Origin of the sequence: Vibrio alfacsensis (assembly GCF_019670485.1) — a bacterium.
Classification (GTDB): domain Bacteria; phylum Pseudomonadota; class Gammaproteobacteria; order Enterobacterales; family Vibrionaceae; genus Vibrio; species Vibrio alfacsensis.
In genome coordinates this window covers 1,398,210-1,414,597 of the sequence record NZ_AP024165.1, presented here as the reverse complement: position 1 = coordinate 1,414,597, position 16,388 = coordinate 1,398,210, and the positions used below count along the sequence as shown (strand labels likewise).

18 protein-coding genes are annotated in these 16,388 nt (G+C 44.4%); 4 read left to right on the top strand and 14 right to left on the bottom strand.

Annotated elements, in window-relative coordinates; all coding sequences use genetic code 11:
- Positions 1-80 precede the first annotated feature (80 nt).
- The 6 genes from VA249_RS06900 to VA249_RS06875 all read right to left on the bottom strand — a co-directional run bounded on the left by VA249_RS06900 (position 81) and on the right by VA249_RS06875 (position 3,229).
- The gene (locus VA249_RS06900; protein ID WP_221069547.1) at positions 81-404 is read right to left on the bottom strand and encodes a hypothetical protein; all 324 of its coding nucleotides are present in this window, start codon (positions 402-404) and stop codon (positions 81-83) included.
- Complete coding sequence (locus VA249_RS06895; protein WP_128810954.1) at positions 394-909, bottom strand: DMT family transporter; 516 nt, start codon at positions 907-909, stop codon at positions 394-396. Before VA249_RS06895 ends, VA249_RS06900 begins: the two co-directional genes overlap by 11 nt.
- Positions 909-1,349, bottom strand: a complete 441-nt coding sequence (locus VA249_RS06890) for a DMT family transporter (RefSeq protein ID WP_128810955.1) — start codon at positions 1,347-1,349, stop codon at positions 909-911. The genes VA249_RS06895 and VA249_RS06890 overlap by 1 nt, the downstream gene beginning before the upstream one ends.
- A complete protein-coding gene (locus VA249_RS06885; protein ID WP_221069544.1) occupies positions 1,346-1,861 on the bottom strand; it encodes a VOC family protein in 516 nt (171 codons plus the stop codon). The genes VA249_RS06890 and VA249_RS06885 overlap by 4 nt, the downstream gene beginning before the upstream one ends.
- The gene (locus VA249_RS06880; RefSeq protein ID WP_128810956.1) at positions 1,861-2,220 is read right to left on the bottom strand and encodes a carboxymuconolactone decarboxylase family protein; all 360 of its coding nucleotides are present in this window, start codon (positions 2,218-2,220) and stop codon (positions 1,861-1,863) included. Before VA249_RS06880 ends, VA249_RS06885 begins: the two co-directional genes overlap by 1 nt.
- 346 nt (positions 2,221-2,566) lie before the next feature.
- On the bottom strand, positions 2,567-3,229 hold the full coding sequence (locus tag VA249_RS06875) for a Crp/Fnr family transcriptional regulator (RefSeq protein ID WP_221069542.1): 663 nt from the start codon (positions 3,227-3,229) through the stop codon (positions 2,567-2,569).
- A 211-nt stretch (positions 3,230-3,440) separates the two neighbouring features.
- Between VA249_RS06875 and VA249_RS06870 the strand changes: the two genes are divergently transcribed.
- Positions 3,441-4,631 carry a multidrug effflux MFS transporter gene (locus tag VA249_RS06870; protein ID WP_221069540.1) on the top strand — a complete coding sequence of 397 codons (1,191 nt, stop codon included), beginning with the start codon at positions 3,441-3,443 and terminating at the stop codon, positions 4,629-4,631.
- A gap of 238 nt (positions 4,632-4,869) precedes the next feature.
- Here the strand turns inward: VA249_RS06870 and VA249_RS06865 are convergent, their stop codons facing one another.
- Positions 4,870-5,160: a YkgJ family cysteine cluster protein gene (locus VA249_RS06865; protein WP_221069311.1), complete on the bottom strand. Its 291-nt coding sequence runs from the start codon at positions 5,158-5,160 to the stop codon at positions 4,870-4,872.
- Between the two features lie 238 nt (positions 5,161-5,398).
- On the opposite strand from VA249_RS06865, the gene VA249_RS06860 reads away from it, so the two are divergent.
- Positions 5,399-6,730: an MFS transporter gene (locus VA249_RS06860; RefSeq protein ID WP_221069538.1), complete on the top strand. Its 1,332-nt coding sequence runs from the start codon at positions 5,399-5,401 to the stop codon at positions 6,728-6,730.
- Positions 6,731-6,934: 204 nt separating this feature from the next.
- On the top strand, positions 6,935-7,372 hold the full coding sequence (locus VA249_RS06855; protein ID WP_221069536.1) for a hypothetical protein: 438 nt from the start codon (positions 6,935-6,937) through the stop codon (positions 7,370-7,372).
- 85 nt (positions 7,373-7,457) lie between these two features.
- Here the strand turns inward: VA249_RS06855 and VA249_RS06850 are convergent, their stop codons facing one another.
- The 7 genes from VA249_RS06850 to VA249_RS06820 all read right to left on the bottom strand — a co-directional run bounded on the left by VA249_RS06850 (position 7,458) and on the right by VA249_RS06820 (position 15,272).
- Positions 7,458-8,306 carry an ABC transporter permease gene (locus VA249_RS06850; RefSeq protein ID WP_211919202.1) on the bottom strand — a complete coding sequence of 283 codons (849 nt, stop codon included), beginning with the start codon at positions 8,304-8,306 and terminating at the stop codon, positions 7,458-7,460.
- Between the two features lie 2 nt (positions 8,307-8,308).
- The gene (locus VA249_RS06845) at positions 8,309-9,589 is read right to left on the bottom strand and encodes an ABC transporter permease (protein WP_221069534.1); all 1,281 of its coding nucleotides are present in this window, start codon (positions 9,587-9,589) and stop codon (positions 8,309-8,311) included.
- Positions 9,586-10,707: an ABC transporter ATP-binding protein gene (locus VA249_RS06840; protein WP_221069532.1), complete on the bottom strand. Its 1,122-nt coding sequence runs from the start codon at positions 10,705-10,707 to the stop codon at positions 9,586-9,588. The genes VA249_RS06845 and VA249_RS06840 overlap by 4 nt, the downstream gene beginning before the upstream one ends.
- Before the next feature lie 73 nt (positions 10,708-10,780).
- A complete protein-coding gene (locus tag VA249_RS06835) occupies positions 10,781-11,695 on the bottom strand; it encodes a dihydrodipicolinate synthase family protein (protein WP_221069324.1) in 915 nt (304 codons plus the stop codon).
- 56 nt (positions 11,696-11,751) lie between these two features.
- Positions 11,752-12,726 (bottom strand): bifunctional Delta(1)-pyrroline-2-carboxylate/Delta(1)-piperideine-2-carboxylate reductase, encoded by a 975-nt coding sequence (lhpI, locus tag VA249_RS06830; RefSeq protein ID WP_221069529.1) that lies wholly within the window; start codon positions 12,724-12,726, stop codon positions 11,752-11,754.
- Positions 12,727-12,819: 93 nt separating this feature from the next.
- Complete coding sequence (locus tag VA249_RS06825) at positions 12,820-13,893, bottom strand: polyamine ABC transporter substrate-binding protein (protein ID WP_221069526.1); 1,074 nt, start codon at positions 13,891-13,893, stop codon at positions 12,820-12,822.
- Between the two features lie 122 nt (positions 13,894-14,015).
- On the bottom strand, positions 14,016-15,272 hold the full coding sequence (locus VA249_RS06820; RefSeq protein ID WP_221069525.1) for an NAD(P)/FAD-dependent oxidoreductase: 1,257 nt from the start codon (positions 15,270-15,272) through the stop codon (positions 14,016-14,018).
- Positions 15,273-15,382: 110 nt separating this feature from the next.
- Here VA249_RS06820 and VA249_RS06815 point away from each other — a divergent pair, with 110 nt between their 5' ends.
- Positions 15,383-16,384: a 4-hydroxyproline epimerase gene (locus VA249_RS06815; RefSeq protein WP_221069523.1), complete on the top strand. Its 1,002-nt coding sequence runs from the start codon at positions 15,383-15,385 to the stop codon at positions 16,382-16,384.
- Positions 16,385-16,388 lie beyond the last annotated feature (4 nt).

The window sequence follows — 16,388 nt, the reverse complement described above, 5'->3', positions numbered from 1 at the left end:
GTCTGCTGACCTAGCCAAAGATTAAGGCCTAAACGCAAATAAAGGCAAGCTAATGCTTAGCTTGCCTGAATGTTAACTGGTTATGCAGTGAGAATATTTTCAGTCACGATGAAGTGCGCATCCTCAGTAAAAGATTGAAATTGCTCTACAATCTTTTGCATTTCTTCGGTTTGAATATCGCTTAGAAAGGCGTCTACTGAGTCAATCTGAATCACCTCAAAATAATCCCATGGTGACGGCTTATCTTGACCAACCATGCTGATGCCTTTAAACACCTCAAAAGATGAAACGCTACTCAGTTTGTTTACCGTTGGCAGATCAGACTCTTTTGCCCATTGGAGGTAAAGGGCTTCGTTAGTCGTCGATTTTAGATTAAAAAAGACAATGAGTGTTTTAGCTGACATATTTTGGATCCTTTATAAGGTTAGTCATGTTTTCTTTTGTCACAGGCGCTTCTAACACTTTTTGTGTTTGAGCATTTGCGAGATAAATACAAACCAATGCGCACGCAATACACACCATTGCTGCAATACGCCAATAATTCAGTTCAATCGGTGCATTACCAAGCCAGCCTTGGGTATCAATCACTAGGCTCATGATCATCTGACCTAAAATAGTTGCCACCGTGGCGATGGCGACACCAACTTTAGGCACAGCTGCAACCATTACGATCATATAGATAATGCCAAACAGTGCTCCCGCAAGTTGCCACTTAGGCACCGTTAAAAGCGTTGCGTCATAACTCGGTTCAAAGAAAAAAATCAATAGCCCAGTAATGACCGTACCCATGCTAAATGTAAGTAAAGAGCTTTCAATCACCCCCACTTTTTCGCCAAGTTGGCCGTTGATCGCCGCTTGAGCACTCAGGGCCATGCCTGACGCAATCGCAAGTAAAATAATTAGTGTCATTACTGCCCTCCCAAGTAGACAAAACAAAGTGCCAGAAAAATAAACACCACACCAAGCATACGCAATGGATTAGTGGCTTGTTTTGTCATACCGAACCAGCCGAAGTAGTCAATCGCAAAGCTCTTCGTAATTTGCCCGAGCAAAACGCAAACCATGGTCATCGCCACTCCCAAAATCGGTGTCGATAACGTTAGTGTGACCACGTAAATAGGCCCTAATAAACCACCGATAAGTTGCCATTTTGGAATGGTATTCCAAGCAGAGAACTTTCCTTGCGGAGTAAAATGACGAATCATCCAAAGCAGCGCTGTACCCACACCAAAGATACTCAAGGTTGCCCATAAGTGACCGACTTGCTCGCCTAGAGGACCTAAAAGGCCTGCCTCGAAAGACAGCCCCATGCCCGCGAACACAATCAGAGCAATAAATATAATGTTCATCGTGGGTCAAACAGCTTCACAGAAGAGTTTTTTGCGTAAGCTTTACCTTTTGGATAAGACACAAGCTCTAACTGCATTCCCCAAGGTGCCATAAAGTAGACCCATGATTCGCCCTCCGTTGGGCCTTCAGTCATGATGGTTGGCTCACCAAGCACTTTAATACCTTGATCTTTTAGATACGAAACGGCCGCGTCCATATCCTCAACGTAGAAAGCAAGATGATGACCGCCAATGTCGGCGTTATTTGGTGCTGTCTTATTGCGTTCTATCGTGTCTGCGTATTCAAAGATCTCTAAGTTAATCCCCTTCGCGCTCATCACTGCAATCTTGGTGATTTCCGCTCGTGCGTGAACATTTAAATGATCTTGCATCCAATCGTCAGTCGAAGCGAATGGACCAAACTCGTAAGCCAATTCAAAATCAAAGTGCTCTCGGAAGAATGTAATCGCTTCATCGAGGTTTGGAACCGTGAACCCAATGTGATCTGGTTTCTTTAATCCTGGAATAACCATTAGAAATCTCCTCGTTCGTGACGGATTTTGTTCAATGCTCCCATAGTGGTTGCACCCTTATTAAAACCTGTGTATGCCGATGCAAATACAATGAGCTCTTCTAGCTCTGCATACGTCGCGCCTTGCTTAAGCGCCATATCAACATGTGCACCAAATGGGTTACCTTCACCGGTGACATTTAAAGCCATTTGGTCAATCGCAATACTAATTAGAGCTTTAGTTTTCTGATCAATTAAAGGCAATCCCCATGCTTCACCAGCAACACGTACTGTCATGTCACCCCATGCTGGGTTGATTGATTTAAGGCCATCAATCAGTGCTTGATCATCTAACACTGCATTTTCATATTTCTTAGTCATACTCGACACTCTCTTTGTAGATAAGACTCGCCGTAGCGGATGGCGTGCATTATAGAGATCGGTACATTTGGAAAAACCAGAGGAATGGAACAGGACCTATGCAAATTCTGCACAGATGGTGTGAACATAGGAGTTCTGGGAGAGGAAAAAGCCCCAGCGAGAAGTAATCTTTATGAAGAAACCGGTAGCTAGAAGCTATACTTTGTATTTTTATACTAATAGCTTTGCATTTTTATACTAATAGAGGGAGAGCAATTACTACTCACTCCCCTCCCCAAGATTAAGCACCAATTAAGGAGAACCAAAAGTCGACTGAAGAATAAACCATAATTTGAGCGCTTTCGGATCACTCTTGATATGTCGTTAGTATCGCCTTGAGACGTTCAATATCGACGGGGATCAGTGTTGATTTGTCGCCTTGCCTAATAATTGCACCGTTATCAATAAGCTCTCGAATCACTCGGGCATAAGCTCGTTCTGTACAACCAAATCTTTCAGCTTCTTGATACATATATGCATGGTTGATCCAAGGCGTCTGTGACGTATGTCTTTGGATCAGATCTTTTATAATATTGAATTTAAGAGGGTACAACGCTCGCTCTAAAGCAATGTGCATTGTAAATTGCTGAATAGTCGCAATGCGATGATTGAGCCAAAAGGCCGCTTTACTTTCTCTCAACAAAAAATCTCTTAGATGTTCTGTTGGAATCACTAAAAGCTCCAGTTTATCGGCCGCAATCATATCAAATGAACTTAACTTTTGAGAAAAGTATTCAACTTCACCAAAAAGATTATCAGCTAAAGAGTAATCACCTAAGCTGAGTATTTTCCCATTCTCCGCAGTATGCCTAATCGTAAATTTAGCCGGAGATGCCCAATACACATCTTTGACCATTTGGTGCTGTTTAATGATGTATTCCCCTTTATTAACAGCAACCTTTCGAAAAGCTTGATTCTCTACAAAACCTCGAAAAAGATCATAGCCATCCTGCAACAAAACCTCATCCATACTCGATAATTCTCTTAACTCTTATGTCCGTTTAAATCGGTCTTCTAACCAGACAATTGTCATGTTTTCAGCACAATATATTGGGTTAAATTCTTTCGCGATTGCTTGTCATCACCCTATGACTTGCGGTGCTCGATACCTAATTTTCGAATTCGAACAACTAGATTAAGCACACCGTAAGCAGCGAATTTCATTTTATATCCGGAACAACATGAAAACTAATCAAAATCACTCAATTACACTCGCAAGCATTGCAATGGCGCTCATCGTGCTTAGCCCGCTAGCGATTGATATCTATCTACCCGCATTTAACGATATTGCGTCCTCTTTGGACGTAGAACTCGAAAACCTCCAAGCCTCTATTACCTTTTTTATGATCTCTTTAGGGGTGGGACAACTTATTGTAGGGCCTCTATCAGACAAATATGGTCGAAAGCCAATTGCTTATTTGGGCGTCGCCATCTATGTAGTGAGTTCTGTTGTTGTGTATTTCGCGTCATCGATTGACATACTTCTTGCGGCCAGATTTGCTCAAGGTTTTGGCGCCAGCGCAACAACAGTGGTCGCATTTGCATTAGTGAAAGATAACTTTAATGCGTCACAAAGTAGCCACATGATCAGCTACCTTAATGGCGCTATGGCAAGTGTACCTGCTTTAGCACCAACTTTAGGTCATTGGCTCACAATTCACTATGGCTGGCGGTCAAACTTTGCATTTCTCGCAATAATTAGCTTGGTAGTCGGTGTATTAGTTTGGCGATTTGTCAATGAGATGCCACGAAACGAACAACAAAATCAACAGCCTTTCATTGGCGTTAAACGTTTTATCGCAATCTTAAAAGAACCCACGTTTGTCTTTCATGCCACGCTTTGTGCGCTTACAACTAGCGCGGTACTGGCATACATTACATCAGCACCTATTTGGTTAGTATCTCATGTAGGGTTAACGGCTTCTGAGTTTACGCTTTGGTTTACCATCAATGCCGTTATTAACATATTAGCCTACATAGTCACCCCGTTAGCGATAAAGAAATTCAATCGAAAAAATGTATTGCGATTTGGCTTAATTCTTACCGTAGCATCCGGTATTTTTATGCAAGTATTTGCTCACCAGTTGACTGCTTGGAGCTTTATGTTGCCAATCTTTATCGCCTCTATTGGTTTTGCTGGCATTATCGCCCCTTCAGCGGCACAAGCACTGAGCGTATTTCCCAATCAAGCAGGCACTGTTGCCGCTTTGTTGGGTTTTATTCAACTTAGTGGAAGTGGATTAGTGACATACGCAACTCAGACTCTCGATCTTCCTATACCCGACTTGGTCACTCTCCATATGTGGCTTGTAATACCCGCCTTTGCCGTTCTTTTCGGCAAGCATAAAAACTATGTTTTCCAACCAGAATAAGTACGTCTGAACGACGCTGTATCACCCGTGAAGGTTCCGGACAAGTCATCGATTTGGATTACGGGCATGGGTTTTAATGTACTTCAGAGCAATTTCGTGTCAGCCGAACGTGGGCTGACACGTCATTAACACCAAAGCCTTGGGAGGAAAAACATTGAGGGAAACGGAAAAAGCCATCTTGAAAACTCAAACGTTGTGATGACAAAAAGTTCAGATAATGCATCGTTAAGAAACGGATTTATAAGAACTTATCTCGTTCATCCATGCATTCACCCGAACCCATCTCGAATTCACGACAAATCCAAGGACGGTTTTCATAAATTGAACACATTAAACTGTCTCTGTCTAAAGCCGCGCACCATCCATCGTCTAGTCGCAACATTGTCTCGCCACCGTACTGATCACGTTTGATAAATTTATCCGGGACGCCTGTGTCAGAAATAATCATCACTTCGAGACGACAACAGCAAGCTTGGCAATTTGAGCACGATATATTGGAGGGTTTAGGAGGAACAGTGAGTATATTCATAAGTCACGACAATCAGAATAATTGTGCATGATACCGCAAATTGTGTACGAATTTCTTGTATTTCTGAAATTACTTTTCTTGTAAGCCATATTCCACATAGGGTTTTATTGATAAGAGTATTAAACAAAAAAGTTAACTTGAACGGTATGAGCACCACTTGATTGTTCGGATTCACATTGATGCGTAGCTTAAAACGGGTTATACATAATCTTATGTTATTCAAAATGTTGAATTATTCATGACACATCATGAAATCCTAAAAATTCGTAATGTGCGCTACTTCCTGATGTTCAGAAGCAGTTACTTTGCACGTTTTTACTATCCGGTATTCACCCTACTCTACTTAGATTACGGCTTAACCCTCTCACAATTTGCCATGCTCAATGTGGTTTGGGCCGCGACGATTGTTCTTGCAGAGGTACCATCAGGGGCTTTTGCCGATACTTTAGGCCGAAAAAAACTCGTAGTGCTCTCTTCGATTGTCATGTTTATTGAAATCGCCATGATCGCGTTCGTTCCTACTGGCAACCCCTCTTTCGTCTTCATTGTCTTTTTGATCAACCGGGTGCTGAGCGGCTTGGCGATGGCCTTGGCAAGTGGTGCAGATGAGGCTCTCGCTTACGACACCTTAAAAGAACAAGGTAAAGAAGAGTTATGGCCACGTGTTTTACAAATTCAACTTCGTATCGCCTCTAGCGTCGGGATTGTCGTCACGTTAGTTGGCGCAGCGATGTACGACGTTAACTTTATGGCGAATGTATATCAGTTCCTCGGCTTGCCGATACCTGAAAGCACGCAAGACATCATGCGCATCCCTGTTTATGCGACACTTGTTGTCGCTATGATCGCCATCTACGCCGCTTTCAGTATGAGGGAGGAGAAAAAGAAACGAACAACTGGCGAGCACAAACTCACCTCCACTATCGCAAGTATGAAGCTGACACTAAACACGGCTAAATGGGTCATATCAGCCCCGTATGTGCTCTTCATTTTGCTCTATTACAGCTTGTTCGAGCACACTTCACGCATGTTCTTAACCATGAATAGCCAATACTATCGGGCGATTGATATCCCAATCATCTATTTTGGTTTCATTGGCGCGGGAATAAGTTTATTGCAAATAGTATTCGCAGGACAAAGCCGCCGATTGGCAGAACGCATCGCGCCGAAAAAGTTCATTGCCATAATGGGGTTGGCAACCATGGCGACCTACTATTGGATCAGCCTTGGTTGGTCAATTTATGGGGTCATTCCTGCCCTGATTTTGATTTTCATCGTGATGACGGTAAACATTTTCATCAGTTATCACCTCAATAAAAAGACAGAGTCTCACAACAGAGCAACCGTACTCAGCTTCAAAGGGTTGATGTTCAATCTCGGCTACGGTCTCATCGGCATTTTGTACGCCTACTATTACAAATTGCTTTCTCAACATTACACTCAAGAGCAAATAGATCAGTACATCGACTTCATCGCGTCGCTGTCTTCTTTCTTTTACTATTTCTCGTTTTTATTTATTACTATAAGCGCATTTTTCTATTTTAAAGACCGGAAGAAAGCGATTTTCTAACTTGCGACATCAACAGCCAATGGGCTCTGGGATCATGAAAAGAGTTTAAGTTTACGCTCATCGAATTGCAGCCACTGAGATTCATTGAAATGGCTATGATTGATTAAGATTACTAAGATCAATTTTGACTGATGTTAGTGCTGCTTTTCGAACCGTGCAAACGCAGTTACACTACGCCCAAAATCTCTTATCCGAACTGCATCTATGACCGACGCCGACATCGAGCTACAACATATCTGGTTAGAAGTCCAAACCGAGCGCTGGCAAAACCTGTCGCGCTTTTTGTTTAGCTACTATTGTTACCAACATAACCTTGTCACTAAAAGCAACAAAGTGTGCTGGGAAACGGCACGTGCAAATCTACCTGTTTCAGCGTCAATTCAAACGCGTAAAAATGCCATTATCGAGCCACTGATTCCGGAAGATGCGGTCATTGGTTTGCTCAAAACCATCCATAAAGATGGAGACATGACATTGGAAGCGATGCAAAAGACACTAAACGATTTTTTGCATTATGTTGTGATCAGCAAGAGTGAAAAAATCCAACTCAAGCCAAACATGCCCGTGAGTTGGTATCAACACGATCACAAGCCTGTAATGGCACGTTTTGAACAAGCCGGAATTATAGTGAAGCCAAAATGAAAAAAGCGCCTACTAAGAGGCGCGTTCGGTCAATATTGGAGAGTCATGCCTGGACGAGAGGATCCGTGTAACCGAAAAATCTGTTTTACTCTTGAATACCTCGAATACGTACATTCCTTCGGCGTAAAATCTCGAGAGTCACCAACAAGCAAACGGACATAAAAATCAGAAGTGTGGCAACCGCTAATATCGTAGGACTGATCTGCTCACGAATCCCCGACCACATCTGTCTTGGTACGGTTTTTTGCTCTGCGCCTGTCAGAAACAGCGCCACCACGACTTCATCAAACGAGGTGCCAAACGCAAACAAACCACCGGAGATCATGCCGGGCCGAATCAAAGGAAACGTAACATGGCGAAAGGTATAGACCGGATTTGCCCCTAAGCTTGCGGCAGCTTTCACCAAACTCTGATCAAATCCACTCAACGTTGCAGTCACGGTGATCACCACAAACGGCGTTCCTAATGCTGCATGCGCTAAAATGATACCCATGTAAGTTTGGGATAATCCCAAGCGCGTGTAGAAAAAATACATCGCCGCCGCTGAGATGATCACAGGGACAATCATTGGCGAGATTAACAATGCCATGATCGTATTTCGAAACGGCAAATGACTGCTCGCCAAACCCAACGCTGCCAACGTCCCCAATCCTGTCGCAATAAGGGTCGCCATCAAAGCAATAAAAGTACTGTTTTTTAGCGCCAGCAACCACTGCTCATTGGTGAACATATCTTGATACCAGCGCACTGAATATGCTTCTGGATCAAGGTTTAGCATTCCCTCGGTAAACGTAAAATAAGGCGTTGCATTAAACGATAAAGGAATAATGGTAAGGATTGGCGCAATGAGAAAAAACAGCACAAAGCCACAAAAGAGCAAATACCCCATGTAGGCGATTCGTTCACCTTTTGACGCATAATTTGGTAACGCCATGATCAACCCCCAACTTTAATATTATTAATGCCTACGACTCGGTTAAACACATAAAACAGTGCCAATACTACAAACAGCAGCAATCCACCTAACGCCCCTGCCATTCCCCAATTCAGTGACGTTTGCATGTGGTAAGCAATCATGTTCGAGATCATCTGTCCGCTTCTTCCACCCACCAATGCAGGGGTGATATAGAAACCAATCGACAGGATGAACGTAAGCAATGCGCCAGCTCCAATACCCGGCAGAGTTAGTGGCATATAGACTTTTACGAATGCCACAAAAGGTGTCGCTCCTAACGAACGAGCCGCTCGAAAATAGGTAGGGCTGATCCCTTTCATAACGCTATATAACGGTAAGATCATAAAAGGCAACAGAATATGAACCATTGAAACCACCGTTCCAAAAATGTTATGGATCATCTGAATCCGCTCAGTGGTTACGCCACTCCAAATGAGTAAATCGTTTATCACCCCTTGGTTTTGCAGCAAAACAATCCACGATGTCGTGCGAACCAACAACGAGGTCCAAAAAGGCAACAGCACAACTATCAGCAGCAAATTGGCGCGTTTATCCGGTAAGTTAGCTAAAAGGTAAGCCACTGGGTACGCCATCACCAAACAAATTGAGGAGATTAAGATCGACATCCAAAAAGTTTTAAAGAAAAGGTCAACGTAGATCTGGCGTTTTTTTGGTTGGGCTTCGATTTCTCCTGAATCATTCACTTGCATATCCAGCGCAGCTAAATAATGATTCATGGTTAGTGCGCCACTGAGGTTTTTTAGCGCGGCCCAATACTTGGCGTTTTCCCAACGCTTATCAAGTGAGGCTAACTCACTCACCGTGGTTGGCATTGCATCGAGCCGAGACAACTTACGTCCTGTTTTCATAAGTAAACTTCGCATCCCCGACACTTCTATGTTCATGCGATTCGCGATTTTAGGTAAGGTTTTGCTCTGGTACAAAGCCAACACTTCCGTTGAAAAGGCTTGAATGACCTCTGGCTGTGGAAGACCTTGATAGTCCCATTTAGCTATCGCATTGACCGTTTGAGGTAAAGCCTGTGGGATCGCGCGATTATCGACACTGCGATAGAGCATTTCAAGAATAGGAAAAGCAAAAGTCAGTAAGATAAAGCAAACTAATGGCAGCGTAAGCAGCACAGATCGAATGGTTTTTCTTCGCTCCGCTTTCTTCAACTGTGCTTTTAGATCCTGAGGCGGATGAGCAAATTGTCGCTCCACTTCAAGCACTGAGTTTAACGAGGTGAGTTCTCGACTCATGCGGCCACCTCTTCGCTTGATGTTGGAATACCGTCAAGGGCATGACAATCTTGATGATTCCAGCCTACTCGACAAAGCGTGCCCGGTGTCAGATCCAATTGTGTGCGACTGTCGTTCGGAAGCTTAATAACAAGGTGACCAACGGTCTCGACTTCAACCACCAAGCGATAATGATCACCGTGATAAATCAACTCACGTAAAATACCTGATACGTGGTTGTCACATTGATTTCGCTCAGGCTGAATCTGGATTTTTTCCGGTCGAATTGAAAGCGTGGTTTGCTCACCGGCTTCATTAACTCTCACTGGTGTTGCATAAATACTTTCTCGGCCAACCTGAACCACACAATGTGATGATTCGATGCTCTGTACCGTTCCTGAAAGCTGATTGTTTTCACCGATAAACTGGGCGACAAAGGTATTGCTCGGCGCTTCATACAGTTCAGTAGGAGAAGCGAGTTGCTGTACTTCCCCTTGATTAAACACCGCAATGCGATCAGACATGGTCAGCGCTTCATCTTGATCGTGAGTCACATACAAAATCGTAATGCCGAGTTTTTCATGAAGATGCTTGATCTCCATTTGCATCTGTTCGCGAAGCTGTTTGTCCAATGCGCCAAGGGGCTCATCCATCAACACCAATTTAGGCTCAAACACCAATGCTCTAGCAAGCGCGACTCGCTGTTGCTGACCACCAGAAAGTTGCTTGGGGTAACGGTTAGAAACATGCCCCAGTTCAACCATATCCAAGACGTTCTTGACTTTACTCTGAACAATATCGCTCGATAACTTGCGTACTTTCAGAGGAAAGGCAAGATTCTCGGCAATGGTCATGTGGGGAAATAGTGCGTAGTTTTGAAATACCATGCCGATATCACGCTTGTGCGGAGCAAGGTTGTTCACGGGGACACCGTCGATATAAATCTCTCCGCCTGTTGCGGTTTCAAACCCTGCTAGCATCATTAGACAGGTGGTTTTCCCAGACCCCGATGGTCCTAGCATGGTGACAAATTCACCGGGTGCAATATCCAAGTTGAAATCTTTTACAACCAGATTGGTGCCATCATAAGTTTTCTTAACGTGTTGAAAGCTGACATAGTCCTTGTTTGACGTACTCATGGCTTCCTCCTCTCATTTTTTTGAAACATCAAGAATGAGCAGAGCGTCGACTAACGCCCTGCTAAACAGGCAATTACAGATTGTATTTTGAAAGGTCTAAACGGGTTGCCAATGCATGTTCAACCAACTGAATAACTTGCTGACGTTCTTCGCCTTTAAGCAGTTGTCGTGGCGCTCGAACTTGCTCTGAACCACGGCCACACACTTGTTCGGCCAGTTTGATACACTGAACAAGAGTTGGGATCGTATCTAAACGAAGCAATGGTAAGAACCAACGGTAGATCTCGAGAGCTTCTGCGTAACGACCTTGGCTCGCCAGTTTGTAAATCGCAACGGATTCTTCTGGAAATGCGTTTGTCAGGCCCGAGATCCAACCAGTCGCGCCTAACATTAATGATTCCAATGCAATGTCATCTACACCGCTAAACACAGTAAAACGATCGTCAAACTTATTATAAAGCTCAGTAATACGGCGTGTGTCGGTTGTCGACTCTTTGATTGCGACAATGTTTTCAAACTCAGCCAACTTCGCCATAATATCCAGATTCACATCAACACCGTACGAGACCGGGTTGTTGTAAATCATGATTGGCATTTCTGGCGTGGCCTCTGCCAGTGTACGGTAGTAGTCGAATGTCTCACTTTCAGAAGTACGGTAGACCATCGCTGGCATCACCATGCAACCATCAATACCAATTTCTTTTGCATCTTGCATGTAATCAATCGCCGCAGTGGTAATTGACTCCGCAGTCCCTGCGATAAGTGGCACACGACCGTTCACCACTTCTTGCGCGGCTTTCAATACTTGGCGTTTTTCATCTGGGTATAGCGCACAGTTCTCACCTACGGTGCCAAGGCAGATGATGCCATTCACACCATCTTTAATCTGATTATCAATGACCGTTTGGGTTGCATCTAAATCGATCGACTGATCTTTACGAAATTGTGTGCTTACTGCTGGATATACACCTTTCCAATCAACTTTCATGAACTTCTTTCCCTATATGTATATTGTATGCAATTTTAAAAGGCGAGCAAAAATGCTCATGCATGGCTATCAATGCCACTTTCGACTAACACCGCTTTTACTGCGGCCAAATCAGCTAAGGCACTGCCGACTGATTTGTATAAGGTGATCACCTTATCACTCTGACGCCCAGCGACTTGTTGGGCGCAAAGTTCAGGCAATTCACCTCGAATCTCCTCCGGAGTAAATACGCCCTCTTGAATTGGGATCAATAAATCCCCGGCTTCTGCGAGCACATTGACCCGACTATCAACGTAAACCTCTGATCGTTGAACTGCATGAGTATCGCATTCACGCTTATCGAGATCGTGATTACCGACCAAATCAATGTGCGTACCAGCTTGAACCCAGTTCCCATTAAACAATGGCGTTGACGAAGCGGTAATACAGCTGATGATATCAACATGGCTAACGACTTGATCTGGCGTCTCTACAATGGATATGTCAAATTGACGTTCAGCAGGCAACGACTGATATTCGCTAGAAGACAAAATCTTATCTACCGTTGCCACGGACTTGTCTGGATTACGACCCCAAATATAAACGTGCTTGATTGGACGAATCGCCGCATACGCCCAAGCAAAATAAGGAGCAAGATTACCCGTACCACAAATCAGTAGCTGTGAAGCGTCTTTTCTCGCTAGGTAATCTGCCGCTAATGCCGATGCAGCAGCCGTTCGCCAAAACGTCAATACCTTGCCATCCACAAGTGCAATCGGATCACCATCCCCTCGCTTAAACACCAGTAACTTTGAGGCTAACGTATCTTTGCCTTGTGCCGCGTTTTGCGGGAAATAGGTAAACGCTTTAACGGCGATTAACTCTTGGTTCCATGCGGGCAGTAAAGCAAACGCCTCGTACTTGCCCTCTTCCAATGGCATAACGCGTCGCTGAGGAATCGTCGCAGGTTGCGCGTAAATATCTCGCATGGTTTCTATGAGCGATGTCATGGTTAAACATTGCGCAACTTGCTTTGCATCGATAACTTTCATTCTTTCTCCGAGAGTGAACAAATCAGACATAGAATTGGCAGCTATTAGAACCTAGTTCATCAGATATAAACTAGGTTCCAACTGGATTAACGCTTAATTAAGCAGCCAAGTATTGAACTCTTCATTTAGCTCATCAGCATAATCTGACCACCACTCATCGTTGATCAAAAATGCCGTTTCAAAATTTTGTGGTGCCGTCGGCAAGTTGGCCAAAATCTCTGGGCTGACTTGAGCTGAAGAGGACTTTCGCGTTGGGCCATAAGCGACATATTTCGCTTGGTCAGCCAACGGTTTAGTGCCAGAGGAGAACGCGATAAAGTCGAGTGCAAGTTTGGTATTTTCACTTCCCTTAGGGATCGCCCAGCCATTCATGTAACCCATTTGACGATCCCAAATAATACGAAACGGCTGTCCCTCATCTTGACGAGCATTATGAATACGACCATTAAATGCCGAAGCAATAACCACCTCTTTATCCGCTAACATTTGTGGCGGCTGCGCGCCTGTGGTCCACCAGAGCACTTCTGATTTAATGGTATCGAGCTTAGCGAACGCACGTTCACGCCCCTCCTCTGTCTCTAACAGACGGTACACTTCTTCTGGTTTTACCCCATCCGCCAATAGCGCCCATTCAAGATTACCTTGGGGTTGTTTTTGTAAAGCTCGTCGACCTGGAAAAGTTTTTAGATCAAAGAGGTCAGTCAACTTGCTCGGCACTGCTTTTCCTTTAAATGCTTCTTCATTCACCGCTAAAACGGTCGATACCACGATGGTATTGATTGCACATTCATGAATTGCGCCGTCAATAAAGTCTTCATCAGCAGGTGTGCCGTCAGAACCAGGAGGCAAGATGCTTGGGTTCACGGGTTCTAACAATCCCTCTGCACAACCTCGTACAATGTCTGGTTTATCCAGTGAAACAAGGTCCCAACGCACGTTGTTCGCTTCCACTTGCGCTTTTATCTCCGCTAAGCCACCACTGAAGTCTTCTGAGACAATTTCAACGCCTGTCTTTTTGATAAATGGCTTGTGGTAAGCCTCCACTTGACTCTTAGTAAATGCACCGCCCCAAGAAACGACGGTCAATTTGTCTTCTGCGTATGCAGACGTCCCCAACAGCATTCCTGAAATTAAAATCGCCAGTGGTGCTTTCGTCATTCGTGACATGGATTACTCCTTTGATTGTTTTCTGGCGGCATCCGCATACGGCTGTTGGATACCATTAATGTTGCATTTTTGTAAACGATAGCATTAAATATATTTTATACAATATTTAATGTTAAAAATTTTTAGGCAAATCTATGTAATGTGAACGGCGCCAAATTGACCGATGGTACAGACTCTGCAATAAGCTCAGAGATCAGATCTGCTGTAATTGCCGCTTGCGTTAATCCCAAATGCTGATGACCAAAAGCCAACAGAATTTTTCCGTCACAAATTCGGTCTATGATGGGTAGCGAATCACTGGTTGATGGACGATTGCCCATCCAAGTCTCTTTTTGTTTTGATGCATTCAAGCCCGATTGAAACATCGCATTACCCTGTTGATATAACATCGCCGCTCGCGCCATATTGGGCGGAGATTTTACATCAGCATATTCAACTGTCCCGGCTAAACGAAGCCCACCTCGCATCGGCGTCATGATAAATTTTCGGTCTGCTGAACTCACAGGAAACGGGAGTGATTTATGCTTGTCATCCATCATTAAGTGATAACCTCGCTCTGCTTGTATGGGCACATTTATCCCGGTAAGTTGTTTTACCAACGTCTTGGAATATACACCCGCAGCAACCACAATCTGGTCAAATCGATATCGCAGTGCATCGGCTAGGAGGCCACCATTTTTCCGTAAAGCATCAACTTCTTTAAGCTCGATTCTACCTCCCAACTTTTCAAAAGCGCGACTTAGCTCAAGGCATATAGCGTAAGGGTCAACCGTATGGCCGGTGTCAGGGAAAAAGACACCCACCTGCACGTTTTCACTGATTTCAGGAAGCCGTCCTCGTATTTGACTTTGTGTCCAAATTTCGTAATTCACGCCCTGGTTCATCAACTCCGCCAGTGTCCTTTGATACTGTGCAAATAGGCGTTTACTTTCAAACGTCAACAATGAACCATCCATCTTGATCAACGTGCTTTGACCGATCGATTCCAATAGTTCAAACCAACTTTTTACCGATTGCTCATTCAGCGTTTTGATTGCCCGAGTCGAGGCTTTGGAAGCAGACGGTGTCGCGTTTAACAAAAATCGAATCATCCATCCGACCGTTTTAGGTAAATCCTGCCAACGGATCGAAACCGGACTTTCTGAACTTAAAAGCATCTTTGGCAATTGAGGGATCAGGCTCGGTGTAGAAAGCGGAAATACTTGCTCAGTTGCAATATGACCAGCGTTACCTTTAGAACAGCCACTTCCAACACCGTTAGGATCAAAAATTGTCACCTGATGCCCTTGCTGTTGCAACTTCAAACCAATTGCCAATCCAATGACGCCTGCGCCAATGACCGCGATGCTGTTATTTGATGTCCCCGCTTCACCCAACATGAATATGCTCCAAATCACAGTTGAAAAAGTAGATTGTATACAATATATTTTACATCACGATAACATCAAGCATGTTTGATTCAACCCATTTTTTCAGCAAGGAGCGAAAAATGAGACAAGGAACCTTTTTCTGTATTGATGCTCACACCTGTGGAAATCCTGTCAGATTGGTTGCTGGTGGTGTCCCCCCTCTCAAAGGCGATACCATGAGCGAAAAGCGTCAATACTTCTTAGAACATCACGATTGGATCCGTCAGGCGCTCATGTTTGAGCCGAGAGGGCACTCGATGATGTCAGGTTCTGTTGTTCTGCCCCCTTGCAGTGACAACGCCGATGCCTCCATTCTTTTCATTGAAACCAGTGGCTGCTTACCAATGTGTGGTCACGGCACAATAGGCACCGTCACTACGGCGATTGAGAACCGCTTAATTATCCCAAAACAAGAGGGTCGCTTGATTCTTGATGTTCCAGCAGGTCAGATTGAAGTTCACTATCAAACAAAAGGTGACAAGGTCACATCAGTCAAAATATTTAACGTGCCTGCCTATCTCGCCCACCCAGACGTGACGGTTAACGTTGAAGGGCTCGGCGAAATTACCGTCGATGTTTCATACGGTGGAAACTACTACGTCATTGTCGATCCACAAGTGAATTTTGCCGGGCTAGAGCACTACTCACCTGATGAGATTTTGATGCTCTCGCCAAGAGTGCGTGCGGCAGTCTCAAACGCTGTTGAGTGCATTCATCCTGATGACCCAACGGTTTGTGGCGTGTCTCACGTACTTTGGACAGGAAAACCAACACAAGACGGGGCAACGGCTCGCAATGCCGTGTTCTATGGCGATAAAGCACTGGATCGCTCCCCTTGCGGCACCGGTACGAGCGCAAGAATGGCCCAATGGCACGCGAAAGGTAAGCTCAAACCCGGCGAAAATTTTGTGCACGAAAGTATTATTGGCAGTGTATTCAATGGCCGAATTGAAGGGGTAACGGAAGTCAACGGCAGAGCCGCAATTTTACCGAGCATCGAGGGTTGGGCGAAAGTTTATGGCCACAATACCATCTGGGTCGATGATGAAGACCCATATGCATACGGATTTGAAGTAAAGTAAGAAT

What these genes read in the sequence shown, in the direction of transcription:
- VA249_RS06900 (WP_221069547.1), bottom strand. Translation starts at nt 404, where the DNA reads ATGTCAGCTAAAACACTCATTGTCTTTTTTAATCTAAAATCGACGACT.
- VA249_RS06895 (WP_128810954.1), bottom strand. Translation starts at nt 909, where the DNA reads ATGACACTAATTATTTTACTTGCGATTGCGTCAGGCATGGCCCTGAGT.
- VA249_RS06890 (WP_128810955.1), bottom strand. Translation starts at nt 1,349, where the DNA reads ATGAACATTATATTTATTGCTCTGATTGTGTTCGCGGGCATGGGGCTG.
- VA249_RS06885 (WP_221069544.1), bottom strand. Translation starts at nt 1,861, where the DNA reads ATGGTTATTCCAGGATTAAAGAAACCAGATCACATTGGGTTCACGGTT.
- VA249_RS06880 (WP_128810956.1), bottom strand. Translation starts at nt 2,220, where the DNA reads ATGACTAAGAAATATGAAAATGCAGTGTTAGATGATCAAGCACTGATT.
- VA249_RS06875 (WP_221069542.1), bottom strand. Translation starts at nt 3,229, where the DNA reads ATGGATGAGGTTTTGTTGCAGGATGGCTATGATCTTTTTCGAGGTTTT.
- VA249_RS06870 (WP_221069540.1), top strand. Translation starts at nt 3,441, where the DNA reads ATGAAAACTAATCAAAATCACTCAATTACACTCGCAAGCATTGCAATG.
- VA249_RS06865 (WP_221069311.1), bottom strand. Translation starts at nt 5,160, where the DNA reads ATGAATATACTCACTGTTCCTCCTAAACCCTCCAATATATCGTGCTCA.
- VA249_RS06860 (WP_221069538.1), top strand. Translation starts at nt 5,399, where the DNA reads ATGACACATCATGAAATCCTAAAAATTCGTAATGTGCGCTACTTCCTG.
- VA249_RS06855 (WP_221069536.1), top strand. Translation starts at nt 6,935, where the DNA reads ATGACCGACGCCGACATCGAGCTACAACATATCTGGTTAGAAGTCCAA.
- VA249_RS06850 (WP_211919202.1), bottom strand. Translation starts at nt 8,306, where the DNA reads ATGGCGTTACCAAATTATGCGTCAAAAGGTGAACGAATCGCCTACATG.
- VA249_RS06845 (WP_221069534.1), bottom strand. Translation starts at nt 9,589, where the DNA reads ATGAGTCGAGAACTCACCTCGTTAAACTCAGTGCTTGAAGTGGAGCGA.
- VA249_RS06840 (WP_221069532.1), bottom strand. Translation starts at nt 10,707, where the DNA reads ATGAGTACGTCAAACAAGGACTATGTCAGCTTTCAACACGTTAAGAAA.
- VA249_RS06835 (WP_221069324.1), bottom strand. Translation starts at nt 11,695, where the DNA reads ATGAAAGTTGATTGGAAAGGTGTATATCCAGCAGTAAGCACACAATTT.
- lhpI (WP_221069529.1), bottom strand. Translation starts at nt 12,726, where the DNA reads ATGAAAGTTATCGATGCAAAGCAAGTTGCGCAATGTTTAACCATGACA.
- VA249_RS06825 (WP_221069526.1), bottom strand. Translation starts at nt 13,893, where the DNA reads ATGTCACGAATGACGAAAGCACCACTGGCGATTTTAATTTCAGGAATG.
- VA249_RS06820 (WP_221069525.1), bottom strand. Translation starts at nt 15,272, where the DNA reads ATGTTGGGTGAAGCGGGGACATCAAATAACAGCATCGCGGTCATTGGC.
- VA249_RS06815 (WP_221069523.1), top strand. Translation starts at nt 15,383, where the DNA reads ATGAGACAAGGAACCTTTTTCTGTATTGATGCTCACACCTGTGGAAAT.